Source organism: Streptomyces fradiae ATCC 10745 = DSM 40063, assembly GCF_008704425.1.
GTDB classification, from domain to species: Bacteria; Actinomycetota; Actinomycetes; order Streptomycetales; family Streptomycetaceae; genus Streptomyces; species Streptomyces fradiae.
Genome location: NZ_CP023696.1, coordinates 448576 through 466706 on the forward strand (window position 1 = coordinate 448576; position 18131 = coordinate 466706).

General features: G+C 76.5%; 17 protein-coding genes and 1 pseudogene. 10 read left to right on the forward strand and 8 right to left on the reverse strand.

The features are described from left to right. Window positions 1–80: 80 nt before the first annotated feature. Window positions 81–845, reverse strand: coding sequence for an SAM-dependent methyltransferase (locus CP974_RS01940; protein ID WP_031133174.1), 765 nt, complete (start codon window positions 843–845; stop codon window positions 81–83). 267 nt (window positions 846–1112) lie between these two features. Continuing rightward, window positions 1113–2345: an ROK family protein gene (locus CP974_RS01945; protein WP_031133172.1), complete on the reverse strand. Its 1233-nt coding sequence runs from the start codon at window positions 2343–2345 to the stop codon at window positions 1113–1115. A 491-nt stretch (window positions 2346–2836) separates the two neighbouring features. On the opposite strand from CP974_RS01945, the gene CP974_RS01950 reads away from it, so the two are divergent. From CP974_RS01950 to CP974_RS01975, 5 genes are all read left to right on the forward strand, one after another. Next, the gene (locus tag CP974_RS01950; RefSeq protein ID WP_031133170.1) at window positions 2837–3505 is read left to right on the forward strand and encodes an HhH-GDP family DNA glycosylase; all 669 of its coding nucleotides are present in this window, start codon (window positions 2837–2839) and stop codon (window positions 3503–3505) included. A 31-nt stretch (window positions 3506–3536) separates the two neighbouring features. After that, the gene (locus CP974_RS01955; protein ID WP_051839619.1) at window positions 3537–3932 is read left to right on the forward strand and encodes a DUF8129 domain-containing protein; all 396 of its coding nucleotides are present in this window, start codon (window positions 3537–3539) and stop codon (window positions 3930–3932) included. A 342-nt stretch (window positions 3933–4274) separates the two neighbouring features. Next, window positions 4275–5507: an MFS transporter gene (locus tag CP974_RS01965; protein WP_031133166.1), complete on the forward strand. Its 1233-nt coding sequence runs from the start codon at window positions 4275–4277 to the stop codon at window positions 5505–5507. A 70-nt stretch (window positions 5508–5577) separates the two neighbouring features. Then, window positions 5578–5943 (forward strand): SCO4225 family membrane protein, encoded by a 366-nt coding sequence (locus CP974_RS01970; protein WP_031133164.1) that lies wholly within the window; start codon window positions 5578–5580, stop codon window positions 5941–5943. A gap of 112 nt (window positions 5944–6055) precedes the next feature. After that, window positions 6056–6880: a maleylpyruvate isomerase family mycothiol-dependent enzyme gene (locus CP974_RS01975; protein WP_085921470.1), complete on the forward strand. Its 825-nt coding sequence runs from the start codon at window positions 6056–6058 to the stop codon at window positions 6878–6880. 97 nt (window positions 6881–6977) lie between these two features. Here CP974_RS01975 and CP974_RS01980 read toward each other — a convergent pair whose 3' ends face one another. Then, a complete protein-coding gene (locus CP974_RS01980; protein ID WP_310587662.1) occupies window positions 6978–8237 on the reverse strand; it encodes a geranylgeranyl reductase family protein in 1260 nt (419 codons plus the stop codon). Between the two features lie 160 nt (window positions 8238–8397). Here CP974_RS01980 and CP974_RS01985 point away from each other — a divergent pair, with 160 nt between their 5' ends. Beyond that, window positions 8398–9774, forward strand: a complete 1377-nt coding sequence (locus CP974_RS01985) for a dipeptidase (RefSeq protein ID WP_031133158.1) — start codon at window positions 8398–8400, stop codon at window positions 9772–9774. A gap of 229 nt (window positions 9775–10003) precedes the next feature. Beyond that, window positions 10004–10720 (forward strand): MBL fold metallo-hydrolase, encoded by a 717-nt coding sequence (locus CP974_RS01995; protein WP_031133156.1) that lies wholly within the window; start codon window positions 10004–10006, stop codon window positions 10718–10720. Window positions 10721–11229: 509 nt separating this feature from the next. On the opposite strand, the gene CP974_RS02000 is transcribed toward CP974_RS01995, so the two are convergent. Together CP974_RS02000 and CP974_RS02005 are read right to left on the reverse strand one after the other, a co-directional pair. Then, window positions 11230–12270 (reverse strand): NUDIX hydrolase, encoded by a 1041-nt coding sequence (locus CP974_RS02000; protein ID WP_031132417.1) that lies wholly within the window; start codon window positions 12268–12270, stop codon window positions 11230–11232. Between the two features lie 173 nt (window positions 12271–12443). Next, window positions 12444–13466: a DUF3048 domain-containing protein gene (locus CP974_RS02005; RefSeq protein WP_031132415.1), complete on the reverse strand. Its 1023-nt coding sequence runs from the start codon at window positions 13464–13466 to the stop codon at window positions 12444–12446. Between the two features lie 207 nt (window positions 13467–13673). On the opposite strand from CP974_RS02005, the gene CP974_RS02010 reads away from it, so the two are divergent. Together CP974_RS02010 and CP974_RS02015 are read left to right on the forward strand one after the other, a co-directional pair. Then, window positions 13674–14132 carry a protein-tyrosine phosphatase family protein gene (locus tag CP974_RS02010; protein WP_037938080.1) on the forward strand — a complete coding sequence of 153 codons (459 nt, stop codon included), beginning with the start codon at window positions 13674–13676 and terminating at the stop codon, window positions 14130–14132. A 31-nt stretch (window positions 14133–14163) separates the two neighbouring features. After that, a pseudogene (locus CP974_RS02015) lies at window positions 14164–14851 on the forward strand (IS5 family transposase); the annotation flags it as partial. Between the two features lie 109 nt (window positions 14852–14960). Here the strand turns inward: CP974_RS02015 and CP974_RS02020 are convergent. Both CP974_RS02020 and CP974_RS02025 read right to left on the reverse strand, forming a co-directional pair. Continuing rightward, a complete protein-coding gene (locus CP974_RS02020) occupies window positions 14961–15218 on the reverse strand; it encodes a hypothetical protein (protein ID WP_031132411.1) in 258 nt (85 codons plus the stop codon). Window positions 15219–15472: 254 nt separating this feature from the next. Beyond that, a complete protein-coding gene (locus CP974_RS02025) occupies window positions 15473–16084 on the reverse strand; it encodes a dihydrofolate reductase family protein (protein ID WP_031132409.1) in 612 nt (203 codons plus the stop codon). Window positions 16085–16427: 343 nt separating this feature from the next. Here CP974_RS02025 and CP974_RS02030 point away from each other — a divergent pair, with 343 nt between their 5' ends. After that, the gene (locus tag CP974_RS02030) at window positions 16428–17456 is read left to right on the forward strand and encodes a LacI family DNA-binding transcriptional regulator (protein ID WP_031132407.1); all 1029 of its coding nucleotides are present in this window, start codon (window positions 16428–16430) and stop codon (window positions 17454–17456) included. A gap of 244 nt (window positions 17457–17700) precedes the next feature. Here the strand turns inward: CP974_RS02030 and CP974_RS02035 are convergent, their stop codons facing one another. Continuing rightward, window positions 17701–18129, reverse strand: coding sequence for a DUF7144 family membrane protein (locus tag CP974_RS02035; protein WP_031132405.1), 429 nt, complete (start codon window positions 18127–18129; stop codon window positions 17701–17703). Between the last annotated feature and the right edge of the window lie 2 nt (window positions 18130–18131).

An 18131-nucleotide genomic window follows, 5' to 3' on the forward strand; every position in this document is an offset into this window, starting at 1 on the left:
TCGCCTTCCGCCGGTCCGTCCTCCGGGGCGGGCAGGGCGCGCGGGACGGGCGGCCGGCGGGACAGGCGGGCGAGCGGGTGTCAGCCGACCGGGACCAGGGTCAGGTACGCCATGCCGAGGATGTCGCGGTAGCCGTCGAGCCAGGAGGAGCGCTGCCGGTCGACGCGCGCACGGGTCTCGGCGGCGGCGGGGTGGTCCGGGTGGGCCGCGAGCCAGACTTCGGCGTCGTAGCGGTACCCCGACTCGAACTGCTCCCACTCGTCCCGGTCGGCCGTCTCGATCCCGGCCGGCCGGAAGCCGGCCCCGACGGCCTCGTCGACGAGCGCGCCCAGGGTGCGGTGGTCGTCCTCGCGGGCGTCCGGCCACATCCGGGCCAGCTCCTCGGCGGTGGGGACGCGGTGCCAGAAACCCTCCCCCAGCAGCACCCGCCCGCCGGGCGCCACCAGGCGCCGCAGCCCGCGCAGGGCCGCCGCCACGTCGTGCGGGCCGTCCGGGTCGCAGAGCGCCTGGCTGGAACCGAGGCACAGCACAAGGTCGGCCGGTCCTCGCGAGGTGGCGAAGGCGGACTCCTCCACGAATCCGGCCCGCCCGTCGAGTCCCCGCCGCGCGGCCAGCTCCCGGCCGCGCGCGAGGTCCCGCGCGTCGACGTCCAGGCCGACCCCGGTCGCGCCGGGCGCGGCTTCGAGGATCCGCAGCAGGAACTCGCCCCAGCCGCACCCGATGTCGAGCACCGTCGCGGGCCGCGCGGCGGCGAGGGTCGCGACGAGCCGCCCGGCCCGCGCCTCGGACATCGGGCCGTGGAAGGCGAGGCGGGTGAGACGGGGCGGAAGATCGTCTGCGGTCATGGCCCGGAACCCTACGCCGGAACACGCCCGGGACAGACGGGGTTTTCCGCCACCGCGGCCGCCTGCGCCAGAGCGGTGCGCGCACCGGAGGCGGGACGAGAGCCGATGACGGCAGCCGGGGCCGATGTGCGCCGCCGTCCCCCGGCGGCTCGGCGGCTCGGCGGCTCGGCGGCTCGGCGGCTCCGGGTGAGCGGCCCCGCCCACGCGGTCCGCCCGCAGGCCGGCGTACGCGCGGAGAGTGCCCGGCAGGCTGGGGACGGAACCGGCTCAGCTGTGGGCCAGGGGTCTGCCGAGCGCCGACAGGGGGTCGTCCAGGACCGGCTGCCAGGCCAGTTCGGCCGCGCCCGCCAGGCTGTTGTGGTCCAGGGTGCACGCCAGGATCGGCACGCCCCCGCTGCGGCCCCACAGGCTGCGGTCGGCGACGACGGCGCGCAGCCGGTCCGGGTCCGCGGCCAGCAGTTCGCGGTGGAGCCCGCCCAGGATGATCCGGTCCGGGTTGAGGATGTTCACCAGGCCCGCGAGGCCCAGGCCCAGCCGGTCGACCAGCTCCTCGGTGGCGGCCCGGACCCCGGGGTCGTCCGGCTCGTCGCGCAGGAGGTCGCGGCACTGCTGGAGCAGGGACACCTCGGGCCCCGGCAGACGTCCGGCGGCCGTCAGGAAGGCGAGCGGGTCGGTCTCCACGTCCAGGCAGCCGCGGCTGCCGCAGTGGCAGGGGCGGCCCGCCGGGTTGACGGTGAGGTGCCCCACCTCCAGGGCGAGGCCGGAGCTGCCGGTGTGGAGCCGTCCGTCGAGGACGAGGGCGCCGCCCACGCCCCGGTGACCGGTGGCGACGCAGAGCAGGTGCTGGGCGCCGCGGCCCGCGCCGTGCCGGTGCTCGGCCAGCGCGGCCAGGTTCACGTCGTTGCCCGCGAAGGCGGGCCCGTCGATCCCGGCGGCGCGGACCAGGTCGGCGAAGACGTCCCGCACGGGCGCCCCCGCGGGCCACGCCAGGTGGAGCGGGTTGAGGGCGGTGCCGTCCGGTTCGGCGACCGCGGAGGGGACGGCGAGGCCCGCGCCCACACAGCGGCGGCCGCTCTCCCGCAGCAGAGCCGCACCGGCCTCCACCACGGCCGCCAGCACCTGGGCCGGGTCGGCGGTGACCTCCAGGCAGCCGGGCGCCGTCGCCACGATCCGGCCGCCGAGGCCCACGAGGGCGGCCCTGAAGCCGTCGGCGTGGACCTGTGCGGCGAGGGCGACCGGGCCGTTCTCGTCGACCGTCAGCCGGTGCGAGGGCCGGCCCTGCGAACCGGCGGCGGCACCGGGGCGCGAGTCCACGCGGATCAGCCCGAGCGCCTCCAGTTCGGCGGCGACGGCGCCCGCCGTGGCCCGCGTGACACCCAGCTCGGCGGTGAGGACGGCGCGGGTCGGCGCCCGTCCCGTGTGCACCAGTTCCAGCGCCGGTCCGAGGGCGCCGCGGCCCCTGTCGAGCCGTGTCCGGGTGGTCGTCGCCTTGCCGTTCATGGGGGCGAGTCTCCCATGATCCGGCGCCCGGGCCCGCCGGGCGGCCCGTTTCGGCCGCCCCGCCGCGGGTACTGCGGGCAGCGGTGGCGTACGGAGCGCCGGGCCCCGGTCACGGGGAACCGGCCACCGCGCGCGCCTGGACGCCGTCCCGGCCGCACGGGGGCCCCGGCCCTGCGGGGGCGGAGCTCCGGCCGCACGGCCGGACCACGGGGCGCACCGACGGCTCGCCACGGGCACAGGGCCGGGACTCCGGCTCGGGGTCGGGCCCGGGGACGAGCTCGCGCCCTGGCCCGGCGGGAACGCCGGCCCGGTCGGTCGTACGGCGACCCGGCAACGGTCGTACGGCGGCCGGGGACAGTACGGCGGTCGTACGGCGGCCGGTGGAACCGGGCCCCGGCGGCCGCGCCGCGGCGCGCCGTCGCCGGTCGCGGGTGGCGCCACCGGGACCGCGCGGTACGCGCGCGGCGCACTCGACACGGGAGGAGGCGCCGATGACACCCTCCGGGGACGACCGGGCGACCGTGCGGGACCTGCTCGGCGAACACGGCCGCACCTACGCCGAGGAGGCGGGCATCCGGCTGAGGGACACCCCGCAGCCGCTCTACGAGCTGCTCGTCCTCGCCCACCTGCTGAGCGCCCGCATCCGGGCGGCGGCGGCCGTCGCCGCGGCCCGCTGCCTGTTCGACGACGGGATGCGCGACGCCCGCGCCATGCGGGACGCCACCTGGCAGCGGCGCGTGGACGCGCTGGGCCGGGGCGGCTACCGGCGCTACGACGAGCGGACGTCCACCCAGCTCGGCGAGGCCGCCGAGCTGGTGCTCGACCGGTACGGCGGCGACCTGCGGCGGATGCGCGACGCGGCCGGGGGCCGGCCGGAGCGCATCGGCGAGCTGCTGCGGGAGGTGCCGGGTATCGGCCCGGCGGGCGCGGCGATCTTCCTGCGCGAGGTCCAGGGCGTGTGGCCCGGTGTGGCGCCGTACCTGGACGGCAGGGCGCTGGACGGGGCGCGCCGCCTCGGGCTGCCCGCCGCTCCGGAGAAGCTGGCCCGGCTGGTGAGGGAGGAGGAACTGCCGTCGCTGGCTGCGGCGCTGGTCCGGGCCGCGCTCGACCGCCATGTGGTGCGGGACGTGGAGGAAGCACGCGCGCGCCACGCCGCCTAGGCGTGGGCCGTCACCTGCGGGGAGGACCCGGATGAGCAGGCCGGAGCGCGGCGCGCTGCCGCTGCCCGACTTCGACGAACTGCCCGTCGGGGCGCTGGAGTCCCGGATCAGGTCGCTCCGGCCAAACGAGCTGGACCGGCTGCTGGAGTACGAGGAGGAGCACGCCGGACGGCCCCGGGTCGTCCGGCTCATCACGTCGCGCAGGCGGCGGCGCGACGAGGACGCCGAGCCGACCGGCGGCGACCCGGCGGCGCTCCGCCCGGAGCGGGCGGGCAGGGCGGCGGGCGGTTCGCCCGTGTCCCCGGCCACCTCCCCGCAACCGTCCAGCCCGCCCCCACACGGCACCCCCGACCGGCGCGGCAAGCCGAAGGGCGACCGGACGGTTCGACGGGGCGCTGTGACCGGACCGTCCAGCCGGACGGTGTGACCGGACCACCTGCCCGGCGCTCCGGCCGGGGCCCGCGGCCGGCACTCGACCGGACCGTGCGTCCGGCCCCCTCCGACCGGACCGTGCGACCGGTCGGACGGGACGGCATCGCCCCGGTCGGCGGCGCCGCTCCCCGGTCGGCGGCGCCGAGGTCCGGGGCCCGATCCGCATCCCCGGGGGTCCGGTGCCACCCCGTCCCCGCCGCCCGCCTCGTACCGCCCCGCCGCCCCCGCCCCGGCGTCCGGCCCGCAGCCCGCCCGGTCTCGCCCCGTCTCCGAGACGTTCACCTCACCGAGGCCGCCCGATTATGAGCAGCCCACCCAAGGGCCCTATCCTGACTTTGTGCCGCTACTGAACAAACTCTCGTCCGCCGCCCCGTCGCGAGCCACCGGCGAAGACCCCGCCGCGCGCTCGCTGTCCCGCCTCCGCACCGCCGTCACCCTCTTCTTCGCGCTCGACGGCTTCCTCTTCGCCGGCTGGGTCGTCCGCATCCCGGCGATCAAGCAGCAGACCGGCTCCTCCGCGAGCGACCTCGGGCTCGCCCTGCTCGGCGTCTCCGCCGGGGCCGTGGCCACGATGACGCTGACCGGCCGGCTGTGCCGGCGCTTCGGCAGCCACGCCGTCACCGTCGGGGCCGCCGTGCTGCTGTCGCTGAGCATCGCCCTGCCCGCGCTCACCCACTCGACCCTCGCACTCGGCCTCGTACTGCTCGTCTTCGGCACCGCGTACGGGGCCATCAACGTGGCCATGAACAGCGCCGCCGTCGACCTGGTCGCGGCGCTGCGCCGACCGGTGATGCCTGCCTTCCACGCCGCGTTCAGCCTGGGCGGGATGGTCGGCGCCGGACTCGGCGGCCTCGTCGCGAGCGGCCTCTCGCCCGCCGCGCACCTCCTCGGGCTCAGCGCCGCCGGACTGCTGCTGACGGCCGCCGCGGGCCCCGTGCTGCTGCGCCACCCCTCCCCCGCGCCGCCCTCCGCCCCGCGCTCGGCGCCCGCCACCGGCCGGCGCCGCATGGACCCCCGCTCGCGCCGCCTGGTGACGCTGTTCGGTGTGATCGCCCTGTGCACGGCGTACGGCGAGGGGGCGCTGGCCGACTGGGGGGCGCTGCACCTGACGCAGGACCTGGGCGCCCACCCGGGCGTCGCCGCGGCCGGGTACGCGCTGTTCGCGCTGACCATGACCGCCGGGCGGCTCTCCGGCACGGCCATGCTGGAGCGGCTGGGCCAGACCAGGACGCTCGTGGCGGGCGGCGCCACGGCCGCCGCCGGAATGCTGCTGGGCTCGCTCGCGCCGACCGTGTGGGCCGCGCTGCTCGGGTTCGCGGTGACCGGCCTGGGCCTGGCCAACATCTTCCCGGTGGCCGTGGACCGCGCGGGCGCGCTGGCGGGGCCGGCCGGGGTGGCGGCGGCGTCGACGCTGGGCTACGGCGGCATGCTGCTCGGCCCGCCCGCGATCGGCTTCCTCGCGGACTGGCTCTCGCTGCCGGCCGCGCTGACGTCGGTCGCGCTGCTCTCCGCCGCGGCGGCGGCCCTCGGGCTCCGCGCACGCAACGCGACGGCCCCCGCGCGGCCGTGAGTAGCCGTACTCAGGCGGGCGCGGCTCCGGCCGCCGAGGATGAGGGCGTCCTTCGACCACGGGAGCCCGTATGACACCGCACCGCACGCTCGGCACACTGCCGCGCACCGCCGCCCGGCTGGCCTTCGGCAACATCGCCTCCGGCGTGTACCTGGCGGTCGTCGCCGTGGTGGGCGCCCTGGTCGCCCACGACCTGCTCCTCACCGAGCACGAGGACGCGTCGTTCGCCGCGGTGTGGCTCGTCCTGGTGGCCGCGCCGGCCATGCCGGCCCTCCTCGCGGGCGGCGCGCTCGCGGGCGACGCGGCGCTGGCCTCACCGTGGTTCTTCTGGGCGGCGTTCGCGGTGGCGGTGTTCCTGCAGTCGCTCGCGGTCGGCGCGCTCGCCCGCCTGGTGACCGGAGCGCCCCGGCGGCAGGCCCGCCCGCAGGGAGGCTGAGACCCGCCCGAGGTCCGGGCCCGCCCGCACGGGGGCTGAGGCCCGCTCCCCCGGTGGTCGGGGCCCGCCCGCACCACGGTTGAGGCGCACGGTGCGATGGCAGAATCCCGGCATGGACACTGCCGAGCACATCAAGCACCTCGCGCGCGAGGGCCGGTTGCTGGCCGACGCCGCCGAAGAGGCCGGCTGCGACGCGGAGGTCCGGCCCTGCCCCGGCTGGGAGGTGCGGCACCTGCTGCGGCACACCGGCATGGTGCACCGCTGGGCGACCGCGTTCGTCGCCGAGGGCCTCACCTCGTACCGGCCCGGCGGCGGTGAGCCGGACCTCGACGGCCCGGCGCTGCTCGACTGGTACCGGGAGGGCCACGAGCGGCTCGTCACCGCGCTGACCGGGGCGCCGGACGCCCTGGAGTGCTGGACCTTCCTGCCCGCCCCGTCCCCGGTGGCCTTCTGGGCACGGCGCCAGGCACACGAGACGACCGTGCACCGCGTGGACGCCGAGTCCGCGCTCGGCCTGGTGGCGGGCCGCTCCGCCGTCGGGGCGGAGCTGGCCGCCGACGGGATCGACGAGCTGCTGCGCGGCTTCCACGGGCGGGCCGGAAGCCGCGTCCGCACCGACCGGCCCGGCGCGCTGCGGGTGCGTACGACGGACACCGGCGACGTGTGGAGGGTCGCGCTGTCCGCCGAGCCGCCCCGCACCGAGCGCACCGCCGGCAGGGCGCCGAAGGCGGTGGCGGTGGCGGTGGCGGGCGGAGCGTCCGACGGGCCGTCGGACGCGGTGGCCGGCGGCCCGGCGGAGTGCGAACTGAGCGGTACCGCCGAGGCCCTGTACCTCTCCCTCTGGAACCGGCTCCCCGCCGGCACCCCGGCCGTCACGGTGACCGGCGACGACCGCCTGGCCCGCCTGTGGCGCGAGACCTCGGCGGTGACGTGGTGAGCCGGTAGGACGCCCCGCGGCACGGCGCCCCTCCGCGGCGTACCGCGTGCCCGTACCCGTGCTCCCGCAGCCCCGGCCGGGGCGGCGGGAGCGCCGATCACCGCTCGGACGCGGGCTGCTCCTCGGCCACCGGCTCCGGCCGCTTCTCCGGGGTCTCCGGCCGCTCGGCCGCCTGCCGGCGGTCCAGCGCCTCCACCGCGCGGCGTGCGACGGCGTTCGTCTGGACGATCCCCGCCAGGGTCGTCGCGCCGCGCGTGATCTCCGTGAACGCCCGCCACGCGGGGCGCAGGCCCGTGATCGCGGCGTGCAGCAGTCCGGGGCGCCGCGCGAAGACGGCGAGCATCCGCCGCCCCACGGCCATCTCCACACCCAGCCCGGCCTTGATCGCGAAGGCGTAGTTCAGCGCCTGGCGGCGCGCGTCCACCGCGTCGTTCGCCTCCGCGATCCGTACCGCCCACTCCCCCGCGAGCCGTCCCGAGCGCAGCGCGAACGAGATGCCCTCGCGGGTCCACGGCTCCAGCAGCCCGGCCGCGTCGCCGCAGACGATGACCCGGCCGCGGGAGAGCGGCGAGTCCTCGCTGCGGCAGCGCGTCAGATGCCCGGAGGAGACGGCCGGCTCGAAACCGGCGAGGCCCATCCGGGCCACGAAGTCGTCCAGGTAGCGCTTGGTCGCGGCGCCCTCGCCGCGCGCGGAGATCACCCCGACCGTCAGCCGGTCGCCCTTGGGGAACACCCAGCCGTAACTGCCCGGCATCGGGCCCCAGTCGATGAGGACCCGGCCCGCCCAGTCCTCCGCCACGGCGGGGGGCACCGGGATCTCCGCCTCCAGGCCGAGGTCCACCTGGTCGGTCCGCACGCCGACGTGGGCGCCTATGCGGCTGGCGCTGCCGTCCGCGCCGACCACCGCCCGCGCCAGCACCGTCTCGCCGTCGGCGAGGACCACGGCGACGGTGCGCCGGTCGGGCACCGCCGCGCCGTGCTGCTCGACGCGGGCCACCGCCGTGCCGGTGCGCACCTCGGCACCGGCCCTGCGGGCGTGCTCCACCAGCTCGTTGTCGAGGTCGGACCGGTCGACCAGCCCGAACAGCATGCGCTTCGAACGGCGGGTGCGCGCGAAGCGGCCGTTCAGCGAGAACGTCACCGCGTGCACCCGGTCCTTCAGCGGCAGCTCGAAGCCCGGCGGCAGCGCGTCGCGCGACGGTCCGATGATCCCGCCGCCGCACGTCTTGTACCGGGGCAGCCCGGCCTTCTCCAGAAGCAGCACCCGACGGCCCGCCACTGCCGCGGCGTACGCCGCGGACGCTCCGGCCGGCCCCGCGCCGACCACGACGACATCCCATACGTTCTCGCTGCTCACGATGTGCTTCCGCTCCCGGTCCCGACCGTGATCCTCGATCTCCACCGCATCCTACGGGGCCGCGCCTCCGGCACCCTGTGCGAGGATCGGACCGGCGTGCGCCGCACACACCGCGGCGCCGCCCCGACGTACCGATGTCGCACCCACCAGGAGCGTGCCCATGACCGCCCAGCCGATCGCCGAGCCGGTCGCCGCCACCGTCGCCTCGCTGATGCCCCGCGCCAAGGCGGAGCTCGCGGAGCTCGTGGCGTTCCGGTCCGTGGCGGACCCGGCGCAGTTCCCCCGGAGCGAGTGCGAGGCCGCCGCCGCGTGGGTGGCGGACGCCCTGCGCGCCGAGGACTTCACCGACGTCGCGGTCTTCGACACCCCCGACGGCAGCCAGTCCGTGTACGGCCACCTGCCCGGTCCGGCCGGGGCGCCGACCGTGCTGCTGTACGCCCACTACGACGTGCAGCCGCCGCTGGAGGTGGCCGCCTGGGACTCGCCGCCGTTCGAGCTGACCGAGCGGGACGGGCGCTGGTACGGGCGCGGCGCCGCGGACTGCAAGGGCGGGTTCATCATGCACCTGCTGGCGCTGCGCGCCCTGAAGGCGAACGGCGGCGTCCCGGTCGGCGTGAAGGTGATCGTCGAGGGCTCCGAGGAGCAGGGCACCGGCGGCCTGGAGCGGTACGCCGAGGCCCATCCCGAACTGCTCGCCGCCGACGCGATCGTCATCGGGGACACCGGCAACTTCCGCGTCGGCCTGCCGACCGTCACCGCGTCGCTGCGCGGCATGACGATGCTGCGGGTGCAGGTGGACACCCTCGCGGGGAACCTGCACTCGGGCCAGTTCGGCGGAGCCGCGCCGGACGCGCTCGCCGCGCTCATCCGCGTCCTGGACTCGCTGCGCGCGGAGGACGGTTCGACCACCGTCGACGGCCTGGCCGCGGACGCCGAGTGGCAGGGCCTGCAGTACCCGGAGGAGGACTTCCGGCGGGACGCCAGGGTGCTGGACGGGGTCGGGCTGATCGGCTCCGGTACGGTCGCCGACCGGCTGTGGGCGCGCCCCGCCGTCACGGTGATCGGCATCGACTGCCCGCCCGTCGTGGGCGCGACGCCGTCCGTGCAGGCCACGGCGCGGGCGCAGATCAGCCTGCGCGTGCCGCCCGGCCAGGACGCCGCCGAGGCGACGAAGCTGCTGACCGCGCACCTCCAGGCGCGCACGCCGTGGGGGGCGCGGGTGACGGTGGAGCAGATCGGGCAGGGCCAGCCGTTCCAGGCGGACGTCTCGAGCCCTGCGTACACGTCGATGGCGCGGGCCCTGGCCACCGCCTACCCGGGCGAGGAGATGCAGGCGGCGGGCATGGGCGGGTCGATCCCGCTGTGCAACACGCTGGGCGCGCTGTACCCGTCCGCGGAGATCCTGCTGATCGGGCTGAGCGAGCCGGAGGCGCAGATCCACGCGGTGAACGAGAGCGTGTCGCCGCGGGAGCTGGAGCGGATGTCGGTCGCCGAGGCGCTGTTCCTGAGCAACTACGCGGCGTCGAAGCGGGGTTGAGCTCGCGGCGTCGGGCTTCCGGCGGCCGGTTCTCCGCGTTGAGCCGTTGGCGGAATCGCGCAGAGCGCAAGCGGGGGCGGTCCGTGCGGGCCGCCCCTACCGTCGTGGCATGACCGCCGAACCGCTCGGACACGCCGCCGCCGGGGAGCCCGCCTCCCCCGCCGCTTCCGCCCCTCCCGCCGCCTCCGCCTCTGCCGCCGCCTCCGCTTCTGCCGCCGTCCCGCCGACCGTGGACGTGGTGCCGGTCGTGCCGGGGCTGCACATGCTCCGCTTCCCCATCGGCCAGGCGTACGTCTGGCGCGATGACGACCGGGGCGGGGGCCCGGCCTCCCTGACCCTGCTGGACGCCGGCTGGGCGGGCGCCGAGGAGGTCCTGGTCCGGGCGCTGCGCGGGATCGGCGGGCCGGGGGCCCGGCTGCGGCGGATCGTCCTCACCCACGCCCACCGCGACCACGTGGGCGCCGCCGGGGCACTGGCCGCGCGGTACGGCTGCGAGGTGCTGGCGCACCGGCTGGACGCGCCCGTGGTGCGCGGGGAGGAGCCGGTACCCGAGCCGGACCTGACGGAGTGGGAGGTCCCGCTGTACGAGCGCGGCATCGCCACCGTGCCCGAGGCGCCGCCCACGCGCGTGGACCGCGAGGTGGAGGACGGCGACGTGCTGGACTTCGGCGGCGGCGCCCGGGTGGTGCACATCCCGGGCCATACGCCCGGCTCGATCGCCGTCCACCTGCCCCGCCACGGTGTGCTGGTCACGGGCGACACCGTGGCGTCGGTGGGCGGGGTGGCCTTCGGCGTCCTCCACGTGGACCGGGCGGCGGCCGTGGAGTCGATGCGCCGCCTGTCCCGCCTGGAACCGCTGCGGGCGGTGTGCTTCGGGCACGGCGACCCGCTGACGGCGGACGCCGCCGCCGTGCTGCGGGCGGCGGCCGAGGCGGCGCGGGCGTAGCCCGCACCGGGAGTGCGGGCGTCATGCGCACGGGGCGCTCGGGCGGGCTCCGCGACCGGCCCGGCGCGCACCGGGACCCCGAGGCCCGCGCACCGGGACCCCCAGGCTCACGCACCGGGGCCGCCGGGTCGCACCGGGGCCGCCGGAGGGGCTGGGCGCGCCCGCCGGTGTGTGGATGCGCCGCTCCCGTCCCGACCGGGTCACCCCGCCAGCCCTCGGGCCCGCCCTCCCCGGCTGGGCCAGGCCACCCCCGGCCGCCTGCCATGGCCCGCGCCCCCGCCGGGCAGGCCCCCGGCACCCTGACCGCGCGCCGCACGCGCCACCCGGCAACGCCCACCCGGGCCACCCGGCGCGCCCGCGTCCGGGCCGGCCCCGGCGACTCGGCGGCCGGCGCACGGCCCACCCGGCGCACGGCCCACCCGGAGGACAGCGCGTCCGTACGCGGACGGCCCGCCCTGCCGGGACGGGTGCCCGTACGCGGACGGCCCGCCCGGCCGGCCGGGAGGCCGTCACCCGACCGGGACGCCGGCCTCCAGGTTGAGCACGGTGCCGCGCTCGCGGGCGCGCAGGGCCCAGCGGAGCCGTTCGAACCGGACCGGGGGCAGCATGTCCTCCGCCTCCGACTCCGTCGCGAAGCGCCAGCCGCGCAGTTCCGAGCACGGCAGCAGGACCCGGTCCGCCTGGCCGCCGGTGAGCCGGCCGCCGTCGAAGAGGAACCGCATCCCGCCGTACGCGGGCGGCTTCGGCGGCTCCCAGTCGACCACGAGGAGCCGGGGCACGGAGGCCAGTTCGAGCCCGGTCTCCTCGGCCACCTCGCGCATCGCCGCGCGCGCGGGCGCCTCGCCCCGCTCGACGACCCCGCCCGGGAACTCCCACCCGGGCTTGTAGGTGGGGTCGACCAGCAGCACCCGGTCCTCGTCGTCGAAGAGGAGCACGCCGGCCGCGAGGGTCTCGCCGGTCGGCTCGGGAGTCTGCACGATCCCGCAGGCGCCCGCCTCTCCGGTGCGCACCGCGTCGGCGATCACCTTGGCGGTGGCCTCGGGGGTGAGGGAGCCGTTGTCGACGGCGTACGCGTCGGCTGCCAGCCATCCGTCGAGCGCGGCCCGGTAGGGGGCGAGGCGGTCGAGGTACCACTGCCGGGACCGTCCGTTCCCGGCCGGGTCGCCGGGGTGCGGCTCCCGGGCCTCGATACGTGCCCGCAGAATCGTTTCGTCAGTGGTGAGGACGATGTGGCGTACGGCGATCCGGCGGGCGGCGAGCAGACCGAAGATCTCGTCGCGGTGCTCCTGGCGCAGCACGGTCATCGGCACGACGAGCACCCCGCCCACCTCGGCGAGCAGCGCCGCCGCCGCGTCGACCACCAGGCGGCGCCAGATCCGCAGGTCCCAAGGGTCGCCGGTACCGGGGAGCCGGTCCGGCGGCAGCAGCAGCGGCACCGCCCCGCCGATCAGCTCCGGGTCGTACAGCGTGCTGTTCGGGATCAGGTCGATCAGCTCGCGCGCGGCACTGCTCTTGCCCGCGCCGAACGCACCGTTGATCCAGACGATCACGGTTCCCCCTCTTCCGTTGGCCCCCAGTGGCTTGCCCGCAACACCCTGCCACGGAAACCCGCGTTCCGGACGGTGGCCGTAACGGGTCCGGGACCGGCGGGGTCTCCCGCCGGGGGCGGAACCGGCACGCGGTGTGACCGGGCGGCCCGCCGGGCCTCCGGTGGCCGGCGGGCTCAGCGGGCGACGAGGACCACCCAGACCTGGCCGGGCGCGAAGGCGAGGGGCTCGCCGGACGGGGTGGTGTAGGAGGTGCCGCCGTCGGCCGCCGGGCGGCTCCAGCGGGCGTCGTACGCCCGTCCGTCGCGCAGGACGAGCGCGGCGCCGGAGCCGACGGTCTCCGTGTACGGGGTGACGCTGCCGCCCCGGTCCTCGTACGCGGACGGGCGGACGGTGACGTACTGGACGACGACCGTGCTCGGTGTGACGGGGCCCGCGTCCGTCGTGCGGGCGGGCGTCCCGTCGAGGGCGACCCGCCAGTGCTCGCCGGAGGCGGACCAGGTGAAGGTGTAGCGGGCGGCGGGGTAGCGCACGGTGTGCTCGGACACCGGCCGCCCGCCGGACGGGGCGGCGCCGAAACGGAAGCCGATGTCCCGGACCTCCTGCGCGTCCGGGGCGGCGGCCAGGGCGCGTTCCGGGCTGAGGTACAGGTTGTGCGGGGCCGGGCGGCCGGGGTCGCGGACGTACGCGGCGGGGGCCCGCTCCGGAGGCACCGCGTACAGCGGCGCGTCCTGGAGGAAGCCCTTCAGGGCGCTGCGCACCCCGGAGTAGGCCAGCGCGGGGCGCCCGAACTGGCGCAGCAGTTCCACGTCGGACTCGCGGGCGCTGCGGACCGGGCCGACGCGGGGCGGCTGCTGCGAGGCGTAGACCGCGAGGAAGCGGGTGAGGCCCGCCTCGACCTGCTCGACGTAGACGACGTCGGCGGCGCCGAGCCCGGTGTGCGGCCGGGCGGCCCGCACGTTGTCGATCTTCACCGCGAGGACGGGTCCGGTGCGGCCGGGCAGTCCGGTGAGCGGAGAGACGGCCGGTCCCGTCGTCCGGTCCGTCGGCGCGGCGGTCGGCGGCGGGCTGGGCGGCGGGGCGGTCGGCGCGGGCCCACCGGTGCCGCAGCCGGACAGCAGGAGGGCGAGGGCGACCGCGGCGGCCGCCACCACGGCGATGGCGATGCCGACCGGTCTGCGCGGTGTCGAAGCGTCCACGGTCAAGCTCCCTGCCCGCTTCCAGTGGACCACGCCCGCCGCCCGGGCGACACCCGTACCGGACACGGCCGGAGCAGCCCGCACCCGCACCGGGGCCTCGGCGGGCGCCGGAGCCGGCGGGCGCACGGCGTGCACACGTCCCGCGGCGTCCGCCGGGACCGCGGGAAACCACCGCCCCGCGGACCGGGGAGCGGATATCGTCGCGCCATGCCCACCTCCCCCGACGACGACACGGCTCTCCCCCCGTGGCGGCCCGGCGACCCGGGTGTGGTCGTCCTCCCCTCCGGGCGGACGGTCCGGGGCCGCGGACTGCGGCGCCCCCTGCCGGACGGCCCGGCCCCGGAGTACGGGGTGTACCTGCTGGGCACGGCGCCGCCGGAGGTGCCGTGGGAGGCGCGGCTGCTGCGGTGGCCGGACTTCCGGCTCCCCGCGGACCGGGAGGAGGCCCGCGCGGTGCTGGCCGGGGTGTGGGAGCGCGCCGCCGGCGAGCGCGTCGAGGTGGCCTGCGGCGGTGGCCGGGGCAGGACGGGCACGGCGCTGGCCTGCCTCGCCGTACTGGACGGCGTCCCACCGGACCGGGCGGTGGCGTGGGTGCGCCGCCACTACCACCCGAGGGCCGTGGAGACCCCTTGGCAGAAGCGGTACGTACGCCGCTTCACCGCCTAGGGCGCTTCTCTTGGATCATCTGACTCGTTGGTTGACATGTGTCGTCGATGTCCAGTGGGCGCGGATCGAGCCGTTGCCGCCGGATCGGACTCCGCAGCGAGGTGGGCGGTGGGGGGATAACCGGCAGGTGATCGACGCGATCGCGTTCAAGTACCGCACCGGCACGCCGTGGATGGGCCTGCACGAGCGCTTCGGCCCGTGGAAGGGAAGGGCACCTACAACCGGCTGCGACGGTGGGCCGCCGATGGTACCTGGGAGAAGGTCTGCACAGCACTGCTCGCCCAAGCCGACGCCGAAGGCGGCCTTGGCTGCGTCGTCTCGGGCGACTCCACCATCGTCCGGGCTCATCAGCACGCCGCCGGGGCCCGTCGGAAGGGGCCCCGGCTGGCAAGCCGGACGACCACGCCTTCGGCCGCTCCCGCGGCGGCCTGACCACGAAGATCCGTCTCGCCGCGGCCAATCGGCCGACCGAGGACCACCCCGGAGGTGGTCCTGGCCGACAAGGACTACTTCTCTCGCTCGATCCGCGTCCATCTCCGCCGACGTGGAATCCGGGCGGTGGTCCGCAACCTTCCGACCAGGCTGCGAACCGCAAGCGGCGCGGCCGGCTCGGCGGCCGTCCGCCGGCCTTCGACCGCGAAGCCTACGGACAGCGCCACACCGTTGAGCGGTGCATCGACAAGATCAAGCAGTGGCGCGGTTCGGCCACTCGTTACGACTAGACCGCCACCGGCTACCTCGCCGGACGCCACATCGCTGCCATCACATGGAGATGACTCGGGAGGAATCGATCTGCGTCTGCGGACGCAGGAGGGCGCGGCGTCCGCCTCAATCCTGCTTCTCGTTGGCCGGGTAAGGCACGGGAGAGCTCTCTTCACTTCGAATCGAACCTGCTCCCACGGTGAAGGACCGGAAGTACTCGCGCAGCTTCAGGACGGCTATCGGAACCCCACCCGACACAGCACAGAAGATCAGAGACGTCGGCTCCTCCATGAACTGACCAACGATCCACCAGAACGTGGTCGTGGCCAGCCACAGTGCACCCCAGAGAAGAGGCGTCGGGATCCTTCTCAACCGGGCATGCATGAAAGGAGGTTACTGGCCAGGCACACTTCCGTCGCCACCTTGACCAGGCCAGTGACATGATCCGAAGGAAACGGCCTGGGCGCGGCCGGTTCACCGCCGGGCCGCTCGTCGGGGGCCTCGCCCGTGCCCGTTCGCCCGGCGGGTGGCGAGATCACGGCCGGAGGTCCCCTCTCCGCGGGGAGTAGCAGGCGCCGGCGGCCCTGGGGGCGAACCAGCACCGGGCGATCCTCCGGTGCCCACCGGCTCGCGGGCGCTCACGCGTACCGCACCCGGTAGCGGAGGTGGGTCACGCGGTCGCCCTCGGCGAGCGAGACGGGCCCCTCCAGTTCGTACGGGGCGCCCCGCAGGCCGGCGAAGAACGGTGTCCCGCCGCCGAGGAGGACGGGCACCAGGTCGACGCCGACCTCGTCGACCAGCCCCGCGTCGAGGCACTGCCGGGCGATGGTCCCGGCGTTGACGGCGACGTCCTTGCCCCCGGCGAGCTCGCGGGCGAGGGCGACCGCCCGTTCCACGCCGCGCGTGCCGCCGTCGGTGACGAAGTGGAAGGGCGCCCCCTCGCGGGGCCAACCGTCCGGCAGCGTGTGGGTGACCACGACGACCGGTACGCCCAGCGGGTGGGTACCGCCCCACCCCTCGGTGAGGTCGAACAGCTTGCGGCCGACGACGAGCGCCCCGGTCTCCGACGCGACCCGCCGCCAGTACGCGGCGCTGACCTCCGTGAGGCGGAGGGCCAGCTCCGGGTGCGCGGTCTCGACGGCGACGTCGCCGTTCCCGTACCAGGCGAACAGTCTGTCGAACCCGGTCTCGCCGGGCCCGGAGACGTATCCGTCGAGGGACATGCTCGCGGTGGTGTAGACCTTGGCCATGGTCGTTCTCCGCTCCTCGTGGTTCCGTGCGGTGCGGTCCGCGTGGTCCGTGCGGTCCGTGTGGAGGGGTGGACGGGCGGCGCGGGCGGAACTCATCGGTGCCGGGCGGTTCCGGCCGCTGCGGCGGCCCGTACCGCTCGCGGGCCGTCGCGAAAGGGCGGTCCGCACGGCGGTGGACCCTCTCCCGCCGTCTCGCCGGGCCTCGCGCAGACGTCCACGACCAGGGGGTTCGATCGGCGGCCCCGGTTCTCCCATCCGCCATCTGACAACGTTGTCCAAGTTCTATGCTCGACGCCACCCCCACACCGCCGATACGCACGCGACAGGACAGGAACCGCACACCGTGGCCGAGACCGCCCGCCGACCCGACCACCGCTACGGCAACCGGCCCACCATGAAGGACGTCGCCGCCCGCGCCGGTGTGGGACTCAAGACCGTCTCGCGGGTGGTGAACGGCGAGCCGGGGGTCACGCCCGACACCGAGCGCAGGGTGCAGGAGGCCATCGAGGCGCTCGGCTTCCGCCGCAACGACAGCGCGCGGGTGCTGCGCAAGGGCCGCACCGCCTCCGTCGGACTGGTCCTGGAGGACCTGGCCGACCCGTTCTACGGGCCGCTGAGCCGGGCCGTCGAGGAGGTGGCCCGCGCCCACGGGGCCCTGCTGATCAACGGGTCGAGCGCGGAGGACCCCGAGCGCGAGCAGGAGCTCGCCCTGGCGCTGTGCGCACGGCGCGTGGACGGGCTGATCGTGATCCCGGCGGGCGACGACCACCGGTACCTGGAGCCGGAGATCCGGGCCGGGGTCGCGACGGTCTTCGTGGACCGCCCGGCGGGCCGGATCGAGGCGGACACGGTCCTGTCGGACAGCTACGGCGGGGCCCGCGCGGGGGTGGCGCACCTGGTGGCGCACGGCCACCGCCGGATCGGGTTCATCGGCGACCGGCCGCGCATCCACACCGCCGCGGAGCGGCTGCGCGGCTACCGGGCGGCGATGGAGGACGCGGGCCTGGCGGTGGACGACGCCTGGGTCTCGCTGGGCTCCACCGACCCCGGGCGGGTCAGGGAGGCGGTCGCCTCGATGCTGGCCCTGCCGGAGCCGGTGACCGCGCTGTTCGCGGGGAACAACCGGGTCACGGTCACCGTCGTACGGGAGCTGGCGGGGCGTGCGCGCGGCGTCGCCCTGGTGGGCTTCGACGACATCGAGCTGGCGGACCTGCTCGGCATCACGGTCATCGCCCAGGACGCCGCCGCCCTGGGCCGCACGGCCGCGGAGCGCCTCTTCCGCCGCCTGGACGGACTGCACGAGGCGCCCGCGCGCGTGGAGCTCGCGACGTCCCTGATCCCGCGCGGCTCGGGCGAGCTCCCGCCCGTGTGACCGCGTGACCGCACGGCACCGGGACCGCGGGCGGTAGGACCGCGTGACCGTACGGCCACGTGACCGCCGTGGCCGTACGGTGCGCTGGTGTCGGCTGCCGGGCGCGGCTCCCGGCGGGAGCCACGAGCCGCCGTGGGTCCCGTGCACGACGGAGCGGGCGTGCGCGCCCCCGGCGCACCCGCCCGCTCGCGTCCCGCCATCCGGCCCCCGGCACCGCCCGGAGCCGCGTCCGCTCCCCCGCTCCTCACCGGACCAGGTCCGGGAAGTTCTCCGTCCGCACCACGCACAGGGCCCAGATGATGAAGCCGGACAGCGCGATCACCACGATCGACCACACCGGGTAGTACGGCAGGGAGAGGAAGTTGGCGATGATGACGATCGCGGCGATGCCGACGCCGGCGACCCGCGCCCAGGTGGCGGGCTTGAACAGGCCGAGGCTCACGATGACCGCGACCACGCCCAGGACGAGGTGGATCCAGCCCCAGGTGGTGAGGTCGAACGAGTAGACGTAGTTCGGCGTCGTGACGAAGATCTCGTCCTCGGCCACGGCCGCGATACCGCGGAAGATGTCGAGCACTCCGACGACGAGGAGCATCACCGCCGCGAAGACGGTCAGGCCGGTGGCCCAGTCCTGCTTCGCCGTGCTTTCCGGCCGGGGTTGTGTCGTGGTCATCT

Coding starts and splice junctions, on each gene's coding strand:
- CP974_RS01940 (WP_031133174.1), bottom strand. CDS start 845: ATGACCGCAGACGATCTTCCGCCCCGTCTCACCCGCCTCGCCTTCCAC.
- CP974_RS01945 (WP_031133172.1), bottom strand. CDS start 2,345: ATGAACGGCAAGGCGACGACCACCCGGACACGGCTCGACAGGGGCCGC.
- CP974_RS01950 (WP_031133170.1), top strand. CDS start 2,837: ATGACACCCTCCGGGGACGACCGGGCGACCGTGCGGGACCTGCTCGGC.
- CP974_RS01955 (WP_051839619.1), top strand. CDS start 3,537: ATGAGCAGGCCGGAGCGCGGCGCGCTGCCGCTGCCCGACTTCGACGAA.
- CP974_RS01970 (WP_031133164.1), top strand. CDS start 5,578: ATGACACCGCACCGCACGCTCGGCACACTGCCGCGCACCGCCGCCCGG.
- CP974_RS01975 (WP_085921470.1), top strand. CDS start 6,056: ATGGACACTGCCGAGCACATCAAGCACCTCGCGCGCGAGGGCCGGTTG.
- CP974_RS01985 (WP_031133158.1), top strand. CDS start 8,398: ATGACCGCCCAGCCGATCGCCGAGCCGGTCGCCGCCACCGTCGCCTCG.
- CP974_RS02010 (WP_037938080.1), top strand. CDS start 13,674: ATGCCCACCTCCCCCGACGACGACACGGCTCTCCCCCCGTGGCGGCCC.
- CP974_RS02020 (WP_031132411.1), bottom strand. CDS start 15,218: ATGCATGCCCGGTTGAGAAGGATCCCGACGCCTCTTCTCTGGGGTGCA.
- CP974_RS02025 (WP_031132409.1), bottom strand. CDS start 16,084: ATGGCCAAGGTCTACACCACCGCGAGCATGTCCCTCGACGGATACGTC.
- CP974_RS02035 (WP_031132405.1), bottom strand. CDS start 18,129: ATGACCACGACACAACCCCGGCCGGAAAGCACGGCGAAGCAGGACTGG.